Origin of the sequence: Collinsella sp. CM84Y_54, from assembly GCF_036317945.1 — a bacterium.
Taxonomy (GTDB): domain Bacteria; phylum Actinomycetota; class Coriobacteriia; order Coriobacteriales; family Coriobacteriaceae; genus Collinsella.
Map to the genome: position 1 here is coordinate 148,682 of NZ_JAWQCX010000003.1, position 20,719 is coordinate 169,400.

Genomic DNA, 20,719 nt, shown 5'->3' on the forward strand with positions numbered 1-20,719 from the left:
GCGCCACGAAAAGGGCCTATCTACTACGTTTAAGCCGCAGAGGTCAACCATAGTCGGCTTTTTCGAAAATCGACAAGCTGTCTACCTGCGGTTTTGTTTTCACGGTTTTCGGTATGGCCGAGGCTATCCGTGTTAATGTAGTAGATGGGCCACTTTTGTGGCAAGGGGGCCGATCTGCGGGCCAGGGTAGCTAAAAGAGCCCCGACCCAAAAAGACTGATTGGGAGCTGGGGCGTGTCGATGCGATAGTATTACGTGGTGAAATTCGACAAACCGTGGGCTTCATCCGAGGGCTTTATGGAACAACACCAGCATTATCAGAGCCTGCAAGACCAGGCATACAACGCATTGCGCTCCAAGATCATCTATGCCGAGCTCAAGCCCGGCACGCGCCTTTCGGCGATTGGTCTGGAAAAGGAGACGGGAATCGGGCGCACGCCCATTCGCGAGTCCTTTGTGCGCCTGCGTGAGCAGGAGCTGGTGGAAACCCGTCCCAAAAGCGGCACCTATGTCTCAAAAATCAGCATGGAGCGCGCCGAGAACGCCTGTTTCTTGCGCGAGAAACTCGAGAGAAGCGTGCTTATTAAATGCTGTTCGGCCGCCTCGCCTGAGCAAAAGCATCGGCTCGAGCAGATTCTTGCCGAGTCTGAGTCACTCGACCATGGCGAAACGCGTCGCTTTTTCGATCTGGACAACCTGTTTCATGAGACGTGTTTCGTGATTGCCGGTCGTCACATGCTGTGGGATTGGATGAAGAGCGTCAACACGCATTTTGAGCGATACAACTGGTTGCGTATGGTGTCGCAGGACCTGGATTGGGAGCCGATTCGCCGGCAGCATCGCCGGATTCTCGAGGCCATTAAGAGGGGCGATACCGACACGGCGAGCTATCTGGCAGAGACGCACTTGCATCTGATGCCCGAGGAGCAGGGCCCGGTTATCGCCTTGCATCCCGACTACTTTGAGCTGCCTAAAGACTCGTCAGTCTAGTCCATCATCGCATCTGCTCGAGGCGCAAAAACGATGCCGCTCACCTACAGCGTTTTGCAACCGAGAATGTTAAAAAATGCCTAAAATGGCTCAGACTGCCGACATTGGGAAACGGGGTGCGCTATGGCGCAGATGAGAATCAGGGACATTGCCGTCGAGGCGGGCGTGAGTCCGGCCACGGTCTCGCGCTATCTCAATAACCGCCCCGGGCAGATGACCGAGGAAACCCGCGCTCGCATCGCGGCGGTTATCGAGCGCACTGGCTATCGCCCACGTGCCGCCGCACGCAATCTACGCAGCTCACGCACCAACCTCATCGGCGTGATTCTGGCCGACATCGCCAACCCGTTCTCCAGTGCCATGCTCGAAGGGCTTTCCGCCAGTGCCGCCGCGCGCGGCTGCTCGCTCATGACGGCCATTAGCGGCAACGACCCCGCCAAGGAGGCAGAGTCGCTCACCAGACTTATCGATGCCGGCGTGGACGGCCTGGTCGTCAATACCTGCGGAGGCAACGACGAGGCGATCGCCGCGGCAGCGGGACGACTGCCCGTTGTACTGCTCGACCGCGATGTTGCCGACGGCGGCATCGACTTGGTGACGTCCAACAACCGCGAGCTGGTCGCCGGCTTGGTAGACGCCTTGGTTGCCGCTGGCAGCGAGCGCCTGTGCCTGCTCATCGAGGCAAGCGACGACAGCCCCGTCCATCGCGAGCGCGCCGAGGCCTTTGTCGACGAGCTTTCGCACCGCGGCCTTGCCGGCGAGGTTATCACCTTGGCCGATGGCGGTACCACGGGCGTCGGCTGCTTGGATGAGACCATCCGCGGCTATGCAGGCAAAAAGCTCGGCCTTATCGCCGTTAACGGCCTGGTTTTCCTGCGTCTGACCGAGGCGCTAGCACAGCTGGGGCCCTCGTTGCCGGCTGGGCTCAAGATCGCGACATTTGACGATTACCCCTGGAACCACGTGCTCTTTGGCGGCGTGACCACGGCCGCGCAGGATACCCTTACCATCGCCGAGCGCGTAGTCGAGCGTCTGTCCGAGCGCATCGACGTCGTTACCACTACGGTAGGCGATGCCGCAAAGCTCGCCCCCAAGCGCATCGAGATCCCCGGCCACATCGAACACCGCGCATCGACCTTGCGCTAGTCGCCCGTCCGAGTCGGTCTGTTCGTGCTTGGCACCCGCCTGTTCGCGAACGTTTTTTGAGCGCTTGATACGCTTTAACCCTGCGGAAACATTTTTCTGCGATAGTATCTGCGATATAGACCAGTCGAAACCCGCCCGAAAGAAAGGGGAGCGACATGAACCAGCAGAACATCGATTACGTACTCCGCTCCGTAGAGCAGCGTGACATCCGCTTTGTGCGTCTGTGGTTTGTCGACATTCTCGGCCGCCTCAAGAACTTTGCCATTAGCCCCGAAGACCTCGAGGTCGCTTTTGAGGAGGGTATTGGCTTTGACGGCTCCGCCATCGAGGGTTTTGCCACGCCCGAGGAAGCCGACATGCTGGCGTTTCCCGATGCTTCGACCTTCCAGATTTTGCCGTGGCGCCCGAGCCACAACGGCGTCGCCCGCGTGTTCTGCGACGTGTGCACTCCCGATCGCAAGCCGTTTGCCGGCGACCCGCGCGATGCCCTGCGCCGCATGTTCCGCAAGGCCGAGAAGGCTGGCTATCTGCTCAACGTGGGCGCCGAGCTGGAGTATTACTATTTCCCCGACGAGCACACCCCCGAGCCGCTCGACAACGTGGGCTACTTCGATCTTTCGGTGAGTGACGCCGCCCGCGACCTGCGCCGCAACACGGTCCTCACGCTCGAGAAGATGTCCGTGCCCGTGGAGTACACCTTCCACGCCGCCGGCCGCTCGCAGCACGGCATGAGCCTGCGTCACGCCGAGGCCCTGAGTATGTCCGACGCCGTCACCACGGCCAAACTCATCATTAAGCAGCAGGCCTACGAGAGCGGTTGCCACGCCTCCTTTATGCCCAAACCGTTGGCGGGCGAGGACGGCAGCGCCATGTTTTTGCATCAGTCGCTGTTCGACCACGACGGCAACAACGTCTTTTGGGGCGAGGACGACGAGAAGTACCATCTCTCCGATATCGCCAAGCACTACATGGCCGGCATCTTGGCGCACGCGCGCGAGATCAGCGCCATCACCAACCCCACGGTCAACTCGTACAAGCGCATCACCACGGGTGGCGACTCCGTGCCGCAGTACGCCACGTGGGGCCTGCGCAACCGCGCGAGCATGATCCGCATCCCGGTCTACAAGCCCGGCAAACAGCTGTCCACGCGCATCGAGCTTCGTAGCCCCGACCCCATGGCCAATCCGTACCTGGTCAACGCCGTCACGCTGGCGGCTGGTCTGGACGGCATCGAGCGTAAGCTGGAGCTCCCGCCCGAGGCCACGGCCGAGACACTCAAACTCACCGACCGTCAGATGCTCGAGGCCGGCTACACGCCGCTGCCGCGCTCGCTCAAAGAGGCGCTCGACGTCTTTGAGGACTCGCAGTTTATGAAGGATGCCCTCGGCGAGCACATCCACAGCTTCTTCCTCAAAAAGAAGCGCGACGAATGGCATAAGTTTGAGTCCACGATCACCGAGTGGGAGATCAAGCACTACCTGGCGAACTCCTAATCGCGCTGGCTTGTTCCAGTACGATTGAGCTCATTTCCTTGGAGGCCGATATGTCCGAAAAGAGTGCCCTGTTCATGGCGCGCACGACGCGCTTCCACGAGTTTGCCCGCAGCTTGACGACCACCCTGGGTGTCGAGGTGAGCCTGGCTACCCCCGATTCGCCGACTGCGGCGCACGACTTTGACCTGCTGATCCTCGATTCCGACGGCATCCGCAGCGACCGCATCGATCAGATTGCCAAGTGGCTTGACGATCGCGGCGGCGTCCCCATGTTGGTGATCGTCGACGACGAGGCGCTCGGCACCCTGCGCCTGCCGAATCACGCGCATGCCGACTTTGTATGCCCCACGGCGACGCCCAACGAACTCAAGGCTCGCGCACAGCGCCTGATGGGCGAGGAGGAGACCGTCGCCGCCGACGATGTGCTCAACATCGATAACCTCGAGATTAACCTTGCCACCTACCAGGTGACGCTCGACGATGAGCCCATCGACCTGACGCTGATGGAGTACTCGCTGCTGAGCTTTTTGGCGACGCACCCCAACCGCGCCTACAGCCGCGAAGTGCTGCTGCACCGCGTGTGGGGCTTTGAGTACTGCGGCGGCACGCGCACCGTCGACGTGCACATTCGACGCATCCGTTCCAAGGTGGGCCCGCAGATCGCGGCACACATCACCACCGTCCGCGGCGTGGGCTATCTGTTTAAGGACTAGATTTCCACCGCAAGGGGGACAGGCGCCTTTGCGGTGGTTTTGCCGCAGGTGCGGGTTCCTTTCGAGTTTGCAGTAGAACTTAAGCCTTCCTAAAAGATTGCGTTCTCATACACGTGCACCCGCATATTGGGGTACAACTCATCGTGAACAATGATGGCCCGCCACGTGTTTGGCGGGCCTTTGGTTATTTGACGAAAGGATTGCAGCTATGAGCGAGAACGATTCCCAGCGTCCCCAGGATGCGGGCCACGCCGGCGAGACTCAGCAGCAACCGCGCGTACAGGTGGAGTCGACGCCTGCCGACGGCAACATTCCCTACGTGCAGGCCTACGACACGCAGACCGGCAAGCCGCTGGGCGGCCAGCAGGTTGTAAACAAGCACACGGTGGTCAAGACCAAAACCAAAAAGCTGCCGATCTTTATTACGGCACTCGCCGGCTGTGCCTGCGGCGCCCTGCTGGTCATTGCGCTCATTATGAGCGGCACGCTCGATATCGGCGGCGGCAGGAACGCCGTGACGGCGGGTGCTTCGGGTTCATCGACGCAAAAGATCACCATCGACTCCGAGGACACCACGCTGGCCGAGGCCGTCTCTGCCAAGGCCCTGCCCTCCGTCGTTTCCATCACCGCTACTTCGAGTGGCAGCCAGAATGGCTCGCTTTCGCAGTCTGCCGACGAGTCGGATAGTTCGGGCAGCGTCGGTTCGGGCGTTGTGCTCGATACCGAGGGCCACATCCTCACCAACAACCACGTGGTCGATGGTTACGACCAGTACGTGGTGACCATGGACGACGGAACCACGTACGAGGCCGAGTTCGTGGGCAACGATGCTTCGAGCGACCTGGCTGTCATCAAGCTCAAGGATGCTGACGCCTCCAAGCTCACGCCGATTGAGATTGGTGATTCCTCCAAGCTCAACGTGGGCGAGTGGGTCATGGCGATCGGCTCGCCGTTCGGCAACGAGCAGTCTGTCTCCACGGGCATTGTGTCGGCGCTCTATCGCTCCACGGCCATGAGCTCTACCAACGGTAACACCATCTATGCCAACATGATCCAGACCGATGCCGCCATCAACCCGGGCAACTCCGGCGGCGCGCTCGTCAACGACAATGGTGAGCTGGTGGGCATTAATTCGCTTATCGAGAGCTACTCGGGCTCCAGCTCGGGCGTGGGCTTTGCCATTCCGGTCAACTATGCCAAGAACATTGCCGACCAGATCATCGGCGGCAAGACGCCGGTGCACCCGTACCTGGGCGCCACGCTTTCGAGCGTCAATGCGCTTAACGCCCGCACTAACAAGCTCAGCACCGATAGCGGCGCGTACGTGGCGAGTGTCGTCGAGGACGGTCCCGCCGCCAAGGCCGGCATCCAGGAGGGCGATGTCATTACCAAGCTGGGCGACGACGAGATTACGAGTGCCGATGGTCTGATCATCGCCCTGCGCAGCCACGAGGTGGGCGAGAAGGTCGAGATCACGCTCATGCGCGGCAAGGAAGAGAAGAAGGTCACCGTCGAGCTGGGCTCCGATGAGGAGCTGCAGAACCAGCAGCAGGATGACAGCGCGACCGACACCGGCAACGGCGGTATTACCGACGAGCAGCTGCGCCAGTATCTGGAGGAGCTGTTGGGCCAGCAGGGCCAGGGTCAAGGCTACGGTCAGGGCTACTAGCGAGCCGTATCGCGTATATCGAGGCCAGAGGGGGCTGTCCCATCAACGTGGGGCAGTCCCCTCTTTTCTTATTGATCCGTTGGGGACGGAGGAAAACGGATCACTTGGGGCTGATAAGAGGCCTGGTTCGTAATGGTCTGGACAGTTGGTTCAGTTACGTATAAATCTGGGGCAGCTTGGGATGCGTTTTGAGCAATTTTTGATTGGGATGGGGCTCGAATGGGTGTTTGGAAGGGAGAGTGGGACGTTTACATGGTCTCGAGGAGCCCAAATTAGTTGAAACAGGGGTGTTCGTGCTTGATTCGGCTCTAGGATTTATACGTATCTGAACTAACTGTCCACTCCAGTCTGGTGGCTGCCGATTCGGTGCGGTTCGAAAGGGTTATTCGGCCCTATCGTGACCGGTGGTACTCTAGTATCCGTTTGAAATCGAGCGAAGGAGTGCCGCTATGGAGCAATCGAGCCTGTTTGGTGACGGCGTGGACATCGATACCGAAACGCCCACGACCGCGGAAGCCGCCGCACCGACCGACGCCCGTGCCCAGGCGGCAGCGCGCGCGGCCGAGCTGCGCCACGAGCTCGATTACCACGCGTACCGCTACTACATGCTCGACGCGCCCGAGATCACGGACGCCGCCTTTGACAAAATGCTCGTTGAGTTGCAGGAAATCGAGGCGTCCTACCCCGATTTGGTGACGCCCGACAGCTATACCCAGCGCGTGGGCGGCTACGTGAGCGAGCAGTTTATGCCGGTTACGCACATGGCGCGCATGTATTCCATGGACGATGCCATGGACCTGGACGAGCTCGACGCATGGCTCCAGCGCACCGAGGATGCGCTCGGTGCCGGCAGCGTCACCTATACCTGCGAGCTAAAGATTGACGGTCTGGGCGTGGCGCTTACCTACCAAAACGGCACCTTTGTGCGCGCGGCCACGCGTGGCGATGGCACCACGGGCGAGGACGTGTCGCTCAACGTCCGCACCATCAAGGATGTGCCCATGCACCTGTCCGAGCCGGCGCTCGCTCATATGGGTGCCGACCGCGAGCGTGCCATCGAGGTCCGTGGCGAGGTCTATATGCCCAAGGGCAGCTTTGTTCGCCTGAATGAAGAGGCCGATGCCGAGGGACGCGATCCCTTCGCCAACCCGCGCAACGCCGCTGCAGGATCCCTGCGCCAAAAAGACCCCAAGGTCACGGCGCGCCGCGACCTGGCCACCTTTATCTACGCCATCGCCGATACCGACCCGTTGCACGTCCACAGCCAGCGCGAGTTTCTCGATTGGCTGCGCAGCGCCGGCTTTAGCGTCAACCCCAACGTGGCACGCTGCGCCACGCCGGCCGAGGTCCACGAGTTCTGCGCCCAGGCCCTCGAGCATCGCGGTGACCTGGACTACGACATCGATGGCGTGGTCGTAAAGGTCGACAGCTTCCAGCAGCAGCTCGACCTGGGCTTTACCGCCCGCGCACCGCGCTGGGCCATTGCCTTTAAGTTCCCGCCCGAGGAAAAGCAGACCGTCCTACGCGAAATTCGCATCCAGGTGGGCCGCACCGGTGTGCTCACGCCGGTCGCCGAGTTCGATCCGGTGACGGTCGCCGGCTCCACCATCGCGCGCGCCACGCTGCACAACATCGACGAGATTCGTCGCAAAAACGTGCGCGAGGGCGACACTATCATCGTGCACAAGGCGGGCGACGTGATTCCCGAGGTCGTGGGCCCGGTGCTCGATAAGCGCCCGGCCGATTCGGTTGACTGGCATATGCCCGAGGTCTGCCCCGTGTGCGGCAGCCCCGTGGTCCACGAGGATGGCGAGGTTGCCTACCGCTGCGTCTCCATCGACTGCCCCGCACAGCTCAAGGAACGCTTGCTCCACTGGGTGAGCCGCGGCTGCATGGACGTCGACGGCCTGGGCGACGAGATTGTCGACAAGATGATCGCCGCCGGCCTGATCCACGATGTCGCGGACTTCTACCAGCTCACGGTTGATGACATCGCCGGACTGGACACGGGGCGCACCTATGCCAGCTCCAACAGCAAAAAGGGCGTCAAGAAGGGTGACCCCATTCCGGTAGGCCTCAAGACGGCCGAGAAAATCATCGCCGAGCTCAACAAGTCCAAGAGCCAGCCGCTCGGTCGCGTGCTGTTTGCCCTGGGTATCCGCCACGTGGGCAAGAGCGTGGGCGAGGTCATCGCCGAACGATTCCTGTCGATTGACAAGCTCGTCTTGGCGAGTGAAGAGGACATCGCCGAGTGCGAGGGCATCGGTCCCAAGATTGCGGCGAGCGTCAAGCAGTTCCTGGCCGTGCCCGAGAACCTTGCCGTGCTGGAGCGCCTGCGTCAGGCGGGCCTGTCGCTCGAGGTCGATTTGGGTGCCGCGCACGCGCAAGCCGCAGCCGACGCTGGCGTGGCAGGCGAGCTCGCTGACGCACAGCCGCTTGCGGGTCTGACCTTCGTGCTGACCGGTACGCTCGTAAACCGCACGCGCGACGAGGCGGGTGCGGCGCTCAAGGTGCTCGGCGCCAAGGTTTCGGGCAGTGTGTCGAAGAAGACGAGCTATCTGGTCGCCGGCCCCAAGGCAGGCTCCAAGCTCACTAAGGCCGAGCAGCTGGGTGTGCCCGTGTTGGACGAGGACGCGCTCGAGCAGATCTTGGCTACCGGTGAGGTGCCCCAGGCTTAGTGCATTGATAGTCTAATTGAAGAACCGTCCGGGAAGCATGATGCCTTCCGGACGGTTCTTATTTGGACGGGGCAACCGGCACTGTGATCTGCGTCACGTAGGTTGCCGGATCATCGCTAATGATGTCGTCGATCAGGGCAATCTCGCGTTGTCCCGCTACGCTACCAACTTGTCAAAAGCTCCGCGCCGGTTAAGCACGGTAAACGCGACAACACAGATGACTGCCGACAAAATCGATCCGCACGGCGAAGCGATGCCCATGGGAAACAGCGTGTCGGAATAGGCGTTCGACAGCAGCCACGCGCCGGGTACGCGAATGAGCGCCACGGCCAGCACGTTGTGCGCAAAGCCGATGTAGCTCTTGCCGTATGCAGCGAAAAAGCCGCTAAAGCAAATGTGGATGCCGGCAAAGATTGCGTCGAAAATATAACTGTGCATATAGCCGGTACCGGCCGCGACCACCGCGGGGTCCTTGGCAAAAAAGCCGATAAACGCCGGCGCCACCAGCCACATCAGCATCGTGATCAGACAGCCGTACACCACCGAGATCGTCATGGCATCCTTGAGTACCTGACGCGCACGACCGCCCTTTCCTGCACCGGCGTTTTGCGCCGTGAGCGCGCTGACGGTGGCGCCCATGGAACTCGGAACAATGAACAAAAAGCTGATCATCTTCTCGACCAGGCCTACGGCGGCGGCGTCGACGAGCCCTCGGTGGTTGGCGATGACGGTGATAAACATAAACGCCACCTGGATGCAGCCGTCCTGTACAGCCACAGGCACGCCGATCTTAAGAATGCTGCCGAGCACCTCGGGCTGGGGGCGCAGGTCGCTGCGCTTAACGTGGATGTTCGTGCGGTGGCTCTTGAGCCACACGAGCGCGAGGGCAACGCTGGCCGTCTGGGCGGTCACTGTGCCGAGCGCCGCGCCCACGGGGCCGAGCCCCATGTGGCCGATAAATAGAAAGTCGAGCGCGATGTTGATGATGCATGCCACGCCAATCACGTACATAGGCGAGCGCGAATCGCCCAGCCCGCGAAAGATGGCCGAGAGGATGTTGTATGCGGCGATAAACGGAATGCCGACAAAGCAGATACGCAGGTAGGCGGCGGTGCCTTCGACCGCCTCGGGCGGCGTGCCAATGAGCGCCACAACCTGCGGGCAAAGTGCAAACAAGATGACGGCCAGTACTACCGAGACGCCCATAAACAGCGTGATGGTATTGCCGATGGCGGTCTCGGCGCGGTCGAAGCGGCGCGAGCCCACGGCGTGGCCGACGATGACCGTCGTTCCCATGGCCAGGCCCACGAGCGTCACGGTAATGATATAGAGCGTCTGCGCGCCATTGCCCACAGCGGTGATGCCGGCGGCGCCGCTAAACTGCCCCATCATATACAGGTCGGCCATGCCGTAGAGCATCTGCAAAAAGTACGAGAGCATATAGGGCAGGGCAAAGACCGCGATGGTCTTAAGGACATTGCCGCGTGTGAGGTCGTGTTCCATGAGCGGGGGCACTTTCTGACTGGGTTTGTTTATGTACCAGTGTAGTGAAAACCCTACAACGATTGTAGAGTCAAGGTTTGTGTTGGGTGCCGGGCGAAAAAAGTCACGCGCACCATTATTCCGAGTGAATATGGACACACGTCACGAGAACTCGCCGCCGGCGTTAACCTTGCAGAAAACGATTTCGGAATACTTGACACCATTATTCGGCGCGCAATAATACGTGCGTTTGCGAACAACGTTTGATGGGGGTTGAACCTGCGTGCGCAATCTCAAAATACTGTTTTCTTATCTAGGGGCATACCGTCGCGATGCCATTCTCGGCGTGTTCTTTGTGTCGGTCGAGACGGTGCTCGAGCTGTTTATCCCGGTCATCATGGCCAACATCATCGATGTGGGCGTGCCTGCGGGTGATATCAACTACATGCTGCTGCAGGGCGCGTACATGTTGGTGTGCGCTGCGCTTTCGCTGGTACTGGGCTTGGGTTATGCACACACGTCCGCCCGCGTTGCCTCGGGCCTAGGCGCTAACCTGCGCGAGGCCGAGTACAAAAAGATTCAGACGCTCGCTTTTGGTAACCTGGACAACTACGACGCCAGCTCGCTCGTCACTCGCATGACCACGGACATCACCGTTATCCAAAATGCTGTGAGCAACGGCTTTCGCCCTATGGTGCGCGGCCCGGTGACGCTTATCGTCGGCCTTATCTACGCGCTGATGCTGTCGCGCCCGCTCGCCACCGTCTTTGCGATCATCTTGCCCGTGCTGGCAATCGTGCTGGGTGTCATCACCTATCGCGTCAGTCCGCTCTACCGCCAACTCCAGACCTCGATGGACCACCTTAACGGCGTGGTGCAAGAGGACCTTACCGCCGTGCGCGCCGTGAAGGCTTACGTGCGCGCCGAGCACGAGTGCGACAAGTTTGACACCGTCAATACCGAGCTCGCCGGCACGGCGACCAAGACCTTCGGCACCGCCGTGCTCAACCTGCCGGTGTTTCAGCTGTCGATGTACGTGGCTGCGCTCTCCATCCTGTGGATTGGCGGCCGCATGATTCTCGCCGGCAAGCTGGGCGTGGGCTCTCTCACGGGCTTTATGAGCTACGTGCTGCTGATCATGAACTCGCTCATGATGATTTCCAACGTGTTTTTGCTGCTCACGCGCGCTCTCACGAGTGTGGGCCGTATCGCAGGGGTGCTCGATGAGGAGCCCTTTATCGCCAACCCTGCGGGAGACCTCGCGACTGCGGCGCCAGCGGACGGCAGTGTCGAGTTTCGCGACGTTTCCTTTAAATACCGCGCGGATGCAGCCGAGGATGTGCTCGAGCATATCGACCTTCGCATCGAGAGCGGCTCGACGGTGGGCATCCTCGGCGGCACGGGCTCGGGTAAGAGCTCGCTTGTGCAGCTGATTGCGCGTCTGTACGACGCCACCGAGGGCGTCGTACTTGTGGGCGGACACGACGTGCGCGACTACGACCTGGTCGCCTTGCGGGACGCCGTGGGCATTGTGCTGCAAAAGAACGTGTTGTTCGCGGGCACCGTGCGCGAGAACCTGCAGTGGGGCAATCCGCAGGCGTCGGACGATGAGCTCCTCGCGGCTTGCCGCGCAGCGTGCGTGGACGAGTTCCTTGATCGCATCGGCGGGCTGGACGGCGAGTTGGGCCAAGGCGGCGCCGGTGTCTCGGGTGGTCAGAAGCAACGTCTGTGCATCGCGCGCACGCTGCTCAAGCATCCGCGCGTGCTCATTTTTGATGACTCCACCAGCGCGGTCGATATGGCGACCGACGCTAAGATTCGCGAGCACATCGCTCGGATCCCCGATACGACCGTGCTCATCATCGCCCAGCGCATCGCGAGCGTTATGGATGCCGATCGCATTGTGGTGCTGGACGACGGTCGTGTCCACGGCGTGGGCACGCACGAGGAACTGCTAGCGGGCGACAACATCTACCAGGAGATTTACGCCTCGCAGATGGAGTTTGCGGGGAACGTAGACGCCGGCGACGGCAGCGACGATGGCTGCGCGAATAATCCGTTTTCCTCCGTCCCCAGCAGATTACCCTTGGAAGGGGGCGAGCGCCATGCCTAAGACCGCAGCCCAAGCGCGCCCGGCCGACCTCAAGCGCACTGTGCGCCGTTTGCTCTCTTACATGGGCCATGCCAAGTTCTCGCTGCTGGCGGTGGGTATGCTTGCCTCCGTCGCGGCCATCGCGAGCCTCGCCGGCACCTACATGGTGCGCCCCATCGTCAACGGCCTGGCCACGGGCGGTGAGGAGCTGCTCGCCAAGCAGGTCATCGTAACGGCGATCATCTACGCCGCGGGCGTGCTCTCGGCCCTAGGCTACTCGCAGATCATGGTGCGCGCGGCCCAACGCGTGGTGTCCGACATCCGTCGCGACCTGTTCGCGCACATTCAGACGCTGCCGCTCAGCTATTTCGACAGTACGCGCTTGGGCGACATCATGAGCTTTTTCACCAACGACGTCGACACCGTCTCCGAGGCGCTCAACAACAGCTTTGCCAACGTGATTCAGGCGACCATTCAGGTGATCGGCACCACGGCCATGCTCATCATCCTCAACTGGCAGCTCACGATTATCACGCTCGTGTGCGACGCGGCCATCGTGCTGTACGCGCGCTACTCGGGTATCCGCTCCAAGCGCTTTTTTGCCGCCCAGCAGGCATCGCTCGGCGACTTGGATGGATATGTCGAGGAGATGGTCTCGGGCCAAAAGGTCATCAAGGTCTTCAACCACGAGCAGGCCAACGTGGCAGGTTTTGACGCGCGCAACCAGGAGCTGCGCCGCACCGGTGGCGCCGCGCAGGCCTACGCCAACTCGATGGTGCCCATGACCGTGGTGATCGGCTACGTCAACTACGCCATCGTCGCCGTGGCGGGCGGCATGCTCTGCATCAAGGGACTTGCCGACGTGGGTGCACTCGCGAGCTACCTGGTCTTTGTGCGCCAGGCGGCCATGCCCATCAACCAGTTTACGCAGCTGGGCAACTTCTTACTCAACGCGCTGGCCGGTGCCGAGCGCCTGTTTGCCGCCATGGACCTTAAGCCCGAGGTGGACGAGGGCTGCGTGGAGCTGGTGCAGACGGGCGACGCCGCGTGGGCATGGAAGATTCCCGAGGGCCAGGGTGTGGGCGCGTACGGGCACTTGCATGACGTGGCTGCCGTTGATGAGTCGGGCCGCGCGTTGGCCGCCGACGGTACCGAGCTCACGTGCGGCTTGGTCCCGCTTGCCGGCGACGTGCACTTCCATGCCGTGGACTTCTCCTACGTGCCGGGCACCCGTGTGCTCACTGATCTCAACCTGTTTGCCAAGCCGGGGCAAAAGATTGCGTTTGTGGGCTCGACGGGCGCCGGAAAGACGACCATCACCAACCTCATCAACCGTTTCTACGAGGTCGATGACGGCGAGATCACGTACGACGGCATCGACGTCAAGCACATTGCCAAGGCCAGCCTGCGCGGGTCGCTCGGCATTGTGCTGCAGGACACGCACCTGTTTAGCGGCACCATTGCGCAGAACATTCGCTTTGGCAAGCTCGACGCGTCCGACGAGGAGGTGCACGCCGCCGCCGAGGCCGCCTGCGCGGATTCGTTTATCCGCCGCCTGCCTAGAGGCTACGACACACCGGTCACGGCCGACGGCGCCAACCTGTCGCAGGGCCAGCGCCAGCTGCTCGCCATCGCGCGCGTGGCCGTCGCCGACCCGCCGGTACTCATCCTGGACGAGGCCACGAGCTCCATTGACACGCGCACCGAAAAGCTCATCGAGCGCGGTATGGACCGCATCATGCGCGGACGCACCACGATTATGATCGCGCACCGCCTGTCCACCGTCCGCGACGCCGACGCCATCATGGTCCTCGAACACGGCCGCATCATCGAACGCGGCACCCACGAAGAGCTGCTCGCCCAGCACGGCGAGTACTGGCAGCTGGCGCATGGCTTAAAAGAGTTGGATTAACCCGTTCGAGCACGATGCTTTGGTCCCTCCATGCTCCTCACCTCGCCTCAAACCATCACAACATTCGACGTTTTTTGCCAAAATCGGGAAAAGCATCGAATGTTGTGATGGTTTTTCTGCCACTCGACCGGGTGGAATCGCTTTCTTGCGCACGAAGGTGTGCGGACCCGTGGGCAGGGGAATAAGGTTGGTTATCCGACTCCATTGGAGGGCTCATGGACCTGCCGATCGTCCTGTCCCATAAGACTGCCTGGCTGTACCACAACGTGGCGCGCCCGTCCGAGCCGCTCTCGCGAGCAAGCAGCCTATACGATGAGGACTCGCTTGCTAACGAGGCGGAGCCGACTGCGGACCTGCCCAAATTGGGGCTCGATACCAAGGGGCTGAGGGCTTCAACGGCAGTTGGGATTGTTACCGACTATCTGGTTTCGCTCGGTATTCCACGAGAAAAGCTCGATCATATCGACACGCTCGTCAACTTCGATTTTGAGCGTTCGACGCCGGCTGGATTTAGGTGCCACGTGTTTGGGGCGCCGATACCTCCAGGCCATCTTATCGAGGTGGCAGAGGGCCTTCTGGTGGTTGATGAGGCCATGTGCTTTGTCCAAGCGGGTTCGTGGATGAGCGAGCCCGAGCAGCTGGAATATGGCTACGAAATCTGTGCCCGATATCATTTGAATCATCTGTCGACAGGCGATTATATCGAGATGGGGCAGAGGTATACCGTTGCCGACATGATTGCCTATTGCAATGAGAACCGATCTCGTCAGGGGGCTATACGCGCGGCCGCCGTGCTCAAGCGCGTGCACGATGGCGCGCGGTCGCCCATGGAGACGGCCACCGCAATCATGATCGTAGCAAAACGTTCCCAGGGCGGGCTGGGATACGCCAAGATTGAGCTCAACCATCGGGTCGATGTTCCCAACGAGTTCAAGTATCTCGCAAAGGCCGGGTATTTCGAAATCGACGTATATGCGCCTGCGAGCGGTACGGGGATTGAGTACAACGGCTCGGACCATCTTGATAAACAGCGCAGCGCGTCGGATGCGGAGCGTATGACCGTGCTGAGCGCGCTGGGCTTTAAGATGATCGTCCTCACCGGGACTCAGTTTGCCCACCAGCTGCAATTGCACCGGGCGATGAACGCCATCGCGCTCGCTATGGGCCTTAAGTGCGACCGAAGCGAAGCGTTCCAAAAACGGCAGAACGACCTGCGAGAATTCGTGATCCGTCACTGGGACGGTGGCCTTTAGGGGTGCTTTGGTCCTTCTACGGGGTACCGTGGGCAGGCAAACCATCACAACATTCGACGTTTTTTGCCAAAAACGGAAAAAGCATCGATTGTTGTGATGGTCTGTGTTGAGGATGGGCTTGGAAAGTCCGTTTTGCTCGAAGCGACCTGTCCTGTCGTACGGGTGTCGGCATGATTCTCTCGTGGGGTATTATGTTTTCCGAAGAATAAAACGCCGCGTGAGGGGAGGGCTGCGTGGACGGGTACGTGCAACATGACGGTTTTGGCCGCGATATCAACTACCTGCGCATTGCCGTTACCGACAAGTGCAATTTCCGCTGCATCTATTGCATGCCGGCCGATGGCGTGGCGCCCCGCGCGCACGACGAGCTGCTCAGCGCCGAGGAAATCGCCCGCTTTGTGCGCTTGGTGGCGGGGGAGGGCATTCGCCGCGTACGCCTGACGGGCGGCGAGCCGCTGGTCAGCCGCCGTATCATCCCGCTTATTCGCGACATCCGCGCGATTCCGCAGATCGAGGACATCTCGCTCACCACCAATGGCGCCCTGCTGCCCAAGTTGGCGCCGCAGCTCAAAGACGCCGGTCTTAACCGCGTCAACATTTCGCTCGACACACTCGACCCTACGCTCTTTGGAAAGATCACGCGTCTGGGTCGACTCGAGCAGACCATGGCGGGCATCGACGCGGCACTGGCTTGGGGCTTTGAGCCCGTTAAGGTCAACTGCGTTGTGGTGCGCCGACTCAACCAGGATGTGGCGGCCCTCGCGCGGCTCACGCTCGATCGTCCCATCCACCTGCGCTTTATCGAATACATGCCCATTGGTGACGAGCGCACGAGCTCGCATTGCGCTGTGGATCCGCATGCTCCCGCGCTCAATCCCGAGCTGTGGGATGCGAGCGATACCGTGCCGAGCGACGAGCTGCGGGCGCGTATCAATGCCGGGGCCGCCGCGGCGGGACTGGGCGAGCTCGAGCCGCTCGACATCAACGACGCTCCTGCCGGCGCGGGCCCTGCGCGCTACTGGCACTTTCCGGGCGCGGCGGGAACGGTTGGTTTCATCAGCGCCATGTCCAACCATTTTTGCGCGAACTGCAACCGTCTGCGCCTGACGGCCGATGGCAACGTGCGTCCGTGCCTGTTCAGCGATGCCGAGTATTCGGTGCGCGACGCCCTGCGCCGTGGTGATGATATGCAGGTACTTTCGATTTGGCGCGATGCCGTGGCCCACAAACCGCAGGAACACGCGATAATTGAGGGCACGCAACGATTTATGTCCCAAATCGGAGGATGATCATATGGCCAAGAGCAGGTACGCCGATGCCACCAAGGCCGCTCGCAGGGCCGCGATGTCTGCCCACAAAGCCACGGCTGCGGCCAGCGATGCCGTTGCAGGCGCGCAGCCGTCTGCCGGTGCTGCCACTGAGCCCGCCCGTGACGCCCGTCGTGACGAGCTGACGCACGTGGACGCCAAGGGCGAGGTGCGCATGGTCGACGTGTCCGACAAGGCCGAGACCCATCGCATTGCTATCGCCGAGGGCACTATCCTCATGCATCCTGAGACGCAGGCTATGGTGCTGCAGGACCGCGCCAAAAAGGGCGACGTGCTTGCCTGCGCGCGCGTGGCGGGCATTATGGCCATCAAACGCACAAGCGACATCATCCCCATGTGCCATCCGTTGCTCATTACCAAGAGCAAGTGCGACATTGCGCCCATTGCTTCGGCGGGGACGCCGGCCGAGGACGTGCCCGAGGGCTGGGCGCCGGCGCGCGTTGACGGGCAGGTTGGCTTTCATGTATTGGTTACGGCCGGCGTGACGGGTAAGACGGGTATCGAGATGGAGGCCCTGACTGGAGCGAGTGCTGCGTGCTTAACAATCTACGACATGTGCAAGGCCGTCGATCGCGGCATGGAGATCGTTGACGTGCGCCTGCTGCACAAGGAGGGCGGCCGCTCGGGCGTATGGGATCGCGCAGAGCGTCAGGCCACTGCCGTTGAGGCTGTGGGAGCCGCGGGCAACGCACCCGCGAGCGCACCCGTCGCCGCCGCGCCCGCAGCTCCGGCATCGGCCGTCCCCGCGATCGCGTTTATCGGCTACCAGAACTCGGGCAAGACCACGCTTGTTGAGAAGGTCATTGCCGAGCTCACCCGCCGCGGCCTGCGCGTGGGTTCGCTCAAGCATCATGGGCATCACGGCTTTGATATCGATGTGCCCGCTAAGGATACGTGGCGCCATCACCAGGCCGGATCCAAACACGTGGGCCTCATCTGCGCCACGCGCTGGGCGGAGTACGCCGACACGCGCGAGGAGGACGAGATGCCCGCGCGCGAGCTGCTATCGCGTTACAACGATGTCGATGTGGTGATCATCGAGGGCTACAAGACCGAGGGCTTCGACAACATCGTGGTCGCGCGCTCCGGTGTCGACCGTCTGCGCGGCAAGAGCTCGCTCGACCTAGTCGACGGCCGCACGCTGGCCCTTGCCTGCAATGAGGCCCTGGCACGCCAGGCATTCGACGCCGGCTTTGCGACCCGAGCCATCAACATCAACGACGCCCGAGCCATCTGTGATCTCATCCAAGACCATCTTTAAGGCTTGACGCTGAACCTGCCAAAAAGGGACAGGTTTATTTTGGCAGGTTTTATCTGGGCAAACGTCATTTCCTCCACAAAGGGGCCAGGCACCTTTGTGGTGGTTTTTGCTTTGGTAGATGTGTGGGACATGCCTTACAATCTACCAAGTAGTTCATGACGGGCGAAAAACGGAGAGAAGAGGCTCGATGCGTCCTTAATGTATCATGCGGATAGATTGATTTGACAGACGGTGGCGAATGCCCGTCGTCCGCATTCGCATGAAACAAGGAGTCTCCATGCTCGCCCCTCTTTTCTCAAAGCCTCAATCATCGCTGCCCGTGCAGGCCAAGCGCCTGGTGGCGATGCGCTTTCTCATCTACACCGGTTTTCAGACCAGCTACTTTATCGGCGTCATCGGAACGCTCACCTATGCAGACGATGCCTCGGTCGTCGCGACGTCGCTGGCCGTTCTGTTTATGAACGTCTTTGTGATCCTGGGGTCCTTTGCGGGCGGCGCGGCGCTCGACGCTTTGGGCCCACGCCGCCATTTTCTGCTGAGCATCGTCGGCGCGCTGGCAACCGGCGCGGCGATTATCACCTTTGGCAGCGCGACCGGAACTGTTCTTGCCGGCGCGGTGCTCCTGGGCTTTGTGATGGGGTTCGCCCAGCCCATCGCCACATCCTATCCAGCCTACCTCACCGACGATCCTGTCGAGCTCAAAGACATCAACTCCGCCATCGCCATGTTTTCAAATGTGAGTATCATCGTCGGCCCCACGCTGGGCGGCTTTGTCGCGGCGGCTGCGTCGTCGCGCGCGGTGTTCGTGCTCATGATGCTCTTTACCGCGTTGGCGCTCACTGCCGGTTGGGGCTTTAGACCAAGTGCGGGTCAGGCCGTCACGCACGAAGGCAAACCCGCGATCGGTGACATCACATCGGACAAGGCCAGCCAAAGCTCCGATCCCAACGCGTCCTCCCGTGCCACCTTCGCGACAAGCATCAAGACGGTCTTTACCAACAGCGTCCTCGCGCTACTTTTCTGCATCATCTTCCTCTCGAACTTTGGCTATGGTGCCTTCGATCCGCTGGAGTCGTTCTTCTACCGCGATGTCCTGCACGTCGGTGTTGAGTGGATGGGCTGGCTCTCGTCGGCCAGCGGTGTGGGCGCGGTGCTGGGCGCCGTGGCCGCGCTCCGCTTGCCGGCGCGCTTTGTCAGCCTCAAAACGCTGCTTGTGGCGCTCATGTCCGTGGGTCTGGGAAGCCTGCTCTATGTGGGAACGCCGTACGTGGGCGTAGCCCTTGTCGGCCAGATTGCCCTGGGCGTGGCCTGGGGCATCGTCAACCCGCTCCACAACACAATCGTGCAAACGACGGCCCCGCTCGAGCAGCTCGGCCGCGTGAACTCGGTCATGGGCTTTGGCAATATGTTCGCTGGCGTGGCCCCTCTGGCGGTTGCACCGTGGCTGGCGGCAACATTTGGCGTACAACGGACTCTCGTGGGGGCGGGCATGGTCGTGACGGCGGTTCCCGCGGCGCTGCTGCTGTTTGGACGCCGGCATTTGGATCGTGCCGCAAAGGAGTAAAAACCATCACAACATTCGATGAAAATCGCGATTTTGCCGAAAAACGTCGAATGTTGTGATGGTTTGCGCCCCGGCCAGGCCATCCTGCGAGTCCGGCCACCACAAAGGGGCCAGGCATCTTTGTGGTGGTTTTTGCTTTGGCAGGCCGCGCCTGCGCCTTGGTATACCATGTACGCCGTTCACGAATACATCCCACACCCCCGCACAACCCAGAAAGGCCTCCCATGGACGCCACCTTCACCCACATCAAAGCCGTGTTCTGCGATATCGACGGCACGCTGCTCACGAGCGGGCACACGGTGTCCCCGCGCACCGTGGCGGCGATCCGCGCCCTGCGCGAGCGCGGCGTACTCTTTGGCCTGTGCACCGGGCGCGATGCCCACGCGACCGAGGCCATGTACGAGCTCTGGGGCATCGAAGGTCTGGTGGACGTGCTGGTGGGCTGTGGTGGCGCCGAGGTCATCGACCGCGCGCACGACATCAACGAGCTGAGCTATCCACTGCCAGGCGAGACCATCGCGCGCATCTGTAAGCACATGGCGGACCTTCCGGCAACGCCCGTCTGCCCCCGAGACGGCGTGTTCTATGTGCCCGAGAGCAATGCGTGCGTCGAGCACCTGTCGCGCGTCGACGGTGTGCCCTACCAGGTGGTCGATTTTGCCGAGTTTTTGCGCGAGCCGCAGCCCAAGGTGATGTTTACCATGGCGCCCGAGGTAATGCCGCGGGTCATCGAGCGGGCGTCGACGTTTGCCGACGACACCGTTAAGGCGGCGGCTCTGCAAACCACGCAGCGGCTCTACGAGTTCATGGATCCGCGCGTGTCTAAGACGCGCGGCCTTGTGCGCGTGGCGGAGCTCAACGACATGGAGCTCCAGAACATCTGCGTGTTTGGCGATGCGGACAACGACACCTGCATGGTGGCTGACGCCGGCGTGGGCGTGGCCATGGCAAACGGCAGCGCCGCCACCCGTGCCGCCGCCGACTTTGTAACCGCGAGTAACGACAAAGACGGCATCGCGGTCTTTGTCGAGGAGCATCTGCTGTAGCGCCGGGGGAGAACCATCACAAAGGGGACAGGCGCCTTTGCGGTGGCCTCAGGCGATTTGGGCGAATTGATGCCTAAAATCTGCGCGTAAATT

At 61.4% G+C, this 20,719-nt stretch carries 14 protein-coding genes; 13 read left to right on the forward strand and 1 reads right to left on the reverse strand.

Annotated features, from left to right (window positions below; all coding sequences use genetic code 11):
• The first annotated feature begins 296 nt into the window (after positions 1-296).
• The 6 genes from V2391_RS05865 to ligA all read left to right on the forward strand — a co-directional run bounded on the left by V2391_RS05865 (position 297) and on the right by ligA (position 8,688).
• Positions 297-989, forward strand: a complete 693-nt coding sequence (locus V2391_RS05865) for a GntR family transcriptional regulator (RefSeq protein WP_329738568.1) — start codon at positions 297-299, stop codon at positions 987-989.
• A gap of 123 nt (positions 990-1,112) precedes the next feature.
• Positions 1,113-2,135 carry a LacI family DNA-binding transcriptional regulator gene (locus tag V2391_RS05870; protein WP_329738569.1) on the forward strand — a complete coding sequence of 341 codons (1,023 nt, stop codon included), beginning with the start codon at positions 1,113-1,115 and terminating at the stop codon, positions 2,133-2,135.
• 155 nt (positions 2,136-2,290) lie between these two features.
• Complete coding sequence (locus V2391_RS05875) at positions 2,291-3,628, forward strand: glutamine synthetase family protein (RefSeq protein WP_329738570.1); 1,338 nt, start codon at positions 2,291-2,293, stop codon at positions 3,626-3,628.
• 50 nt (positions 3,629-3,678) lie between these two features.
• Positions 3,679-4,341, forward strand: a complete 663-nt coding sequence (locus V2391_RS05880; protein WP_161145500.1) for a response regulator transcription factor — start codon at positions 3,679-3,681, stop codon at positions 4,339-4,341.
• A gap of 208 nt (positions 4,342-4,549) precedes the next feature.
• Positions 4,550-6,010, forward strand: coding sequence for a S1C family serine protease (locus V2391_RS05885; RefSeq protein WP_329738571.1), 1,461 nt, complete (start codon positions 4,550-4,552; stop codon positions 6,008-6,010).
• Between the two features lie 449 nt (positions 6,011-6,459).
• On the forward strand, positions 6,460-8,688 hold the full coding sequence (gene ligA, locus V2391_RS05890; RefSeq protein WP_329738572.1) for an NAD-dependent DNA ligase LigA: 2,229 nt from the start codon (positions 6,460-6,462) through the stop codon (positions 8,686-8,688).
• A 156-nt stretch (positions 8,689-8,844) separates the two neighbouring features.
• Here ligA and V2391_RS05895 read toward each other — a convergent pair whose 3' ends face one another.
• The gene (locus V2391_RS05895) at positions 8,845-10,191 is read right to left on the reverse strand and encodes an MATE family efflux transporter (protein WP_329738573.1); all 1,347 of its coding nucleotides are present in this window, start codon (positions 10,189-10,191) and stop codon (positions 8,845-8,847) included.
• A gap of 262 nt (positions 10,192-10,453) precedes the next feature.
• Here V2391_RS05895 and V2391_RS05900 point away from each other — a divergent pair, with 262 nt between their 5' ends.
• The 7 genes from V2391_RS05900 to V2391_RS05935 all read left to right on the forward strand — a co-directional run bounded on the left by V2391_RS05900 (position 10,454) and on the right by V2391_RS05935 (position 20,626).
• On the forward strand, positions 10,454-12,283 hold the full coding sequence (locus tag V2391_RS05900; RefSeq protein ID WP_329738574.1) for an ABC transporter ATP-binding protein: 1,830 nt from the start codon (positions 10,454-10,456) through the stop codon (positions 12,281-12,283).
• A complete protein-coding gene (locus tag V2391_RS05905) occupies positions 12,276-14,174 on the forward strand; it encodes an ABC transporter ATP-binding protein (protein ID WP_329738575.1) in 1,899 nt (632 codons plus the stop codon). The genes V2391_RS05900 and V2391_RS05905 overlap by 8 nt, the downstream gene beginning before the upstream one ends.
• A 215-nt stretch (positions 14,175-14,389) precedes the next feature.
• Positions 14,390-15,427: a hypothetical protein gene (locus V2391_RS05910; protein ID WP_329738576.1), complete on the forward strand. Its 1,038-nt coding sequence runs from the start codon at positions 14,390-14,392 to the stop codon at positions 15,425-15,427.
• Positions 15,428-15,660: 233 nt separating this feature from the next.
• Positions 15,661-16,716: a GTP 3',8-cyclase MoaA gene (moaA, locus tag V2391_RS05915; RefSeq protein WP_329738577.1), complete on the forward strand. Its 1,056-nt coding sequence runs from the start codon at positions 15,661-15,663 to the stop codon at positions 16,714-16,716.
• A 4-nt stretch (positions 16,717-16,720) separates the two neighbouring features.
• Positions 16,721-18,016, forward strand: coding sequence for a molybdopterin-guanine dinucleotide biosynthesis protein B (gene mobB / locus V2391_RS09645; RefSeq protein WP_442877999.1), 1,296 nt, complete (start codon positions 16,721-16,723; stop codon positions 18,014-18,016).
• A gap of 277 nt (positions 18,017-18,293) precedes the next feature.
• Positions 18,294-19,580 (forward strand): MFS transporter, encoded by a 1,287-nt coding sequence (locus V2391_RS05930; protein ID WP_329738578.1) that lies wholly within the window; start codon positions 18,294-18,296, stop codon positions 19,578-19,580.
• A 224-nt stretch (positions 19,581-19,804) separates the two neighbouring features.
• Positions 19,805-20,626 (forward strand): HAD family hydrolase, encoded by an 822-nt coding sequence (locus tag V2391_RS05935; RefSeq protein WP_329738579.1) that lies wholly within the window; start codon positions 19,805-19,807, stop codon positions 20,624-20,626.
• Positions 20,627-20,719: the final 93 nt, after the last annotated feature.

What these genes read in the sequence shown, in the direction of transcription:
- V2391_RS05865 (WP_329738568.1), top strand. Translation starts at nt 297, where the DNA reads ATGGAACAACACCAGCATTATCAGAGCCTGCAAGACCAGGCATACAAC.
- V2391_RS05870 (WP_329738569.1), top strand. Translation starts at nt 1,113, where the DNA reads ATGGCGCAGATGAGAATCAGGGACATTGCCGTCGAGGCGGGCGTGAGT.
- V2391_RS05875 (WP_329738570.1), top strand. Translation starts at nt 2,291, where the DNA reads ATGAACCAGCAGAACATCGATTACGTACTCCGCTCCGTAGAGCAGCGT.
- V2391_RS05880 (WP_161145500.1), top strand. Translation starts at nt 3,679, where the DNA reads ATGTCCGAAAAGAGTGCCCTGTTCATGGCGCGCACGACGCGCTTCCAC.
- V2391_RS05885 (WP_329738571.1), top strand. Translation starts at nt 4,550, where the DNA reads ATGAGCGAGAACGATTCCCAGCGTCCCCAGGATGCGGGCCACGCCGGC.
- ligA (WP_329738572.1), top strand. Translation starts at nt 6,460, where the DNA reads ATGGAGCAATCGAGCCTGTTTGGTGACGGCGTGGACATCGATACCGAA.
- V2391_RS05895 (WP_329738573.1), bottom strand. Translation starts at nt 10,191, where the DNA reads ATGGAACACGACCTCACACGCGGCAATGTCCTTAAGACCATCGCGGTC.
- V2391_RS05905 (WP_329738575.1), top strand. Translation starts at nt 12,276, where the DNA reads ATGCCTAAGACCGCAGCCCAAGCGCGCCCGGCCGACCTCAAGCGCACT.
- V2391_RS05910 (WP_329738576.1), top strand. Translation starts at nt 14,390, where the DNA reads ATGGACCTGCCGATCGTCCTGTCCCATAAGACTGCCTGGCTGTACCAC.
- mobB (WP_442877999.1), top strand. Translation starts at nt 16,721, where the DNA reads ATGGCCAAGAGCAGGTACGCCGATGCCACCAAGGCCGCTCGCAGGGCC.
- V2391_RS05930 (WP_329738578.1), top strand. Translation starts at nt 18,294, where the DNA reads ATGCTCGCCCCTCTTTTCTCAAAGCCTCAATCATCGCTGCCCGTGCAG.
- V2391_RS05935 (WP_329738579.1), top strand. Translation starts at nt 19,805, where the DNA reads ATGGACGCCACCTTCACCCACATCAAAGCCGTGTTCTGCGATATCGAC.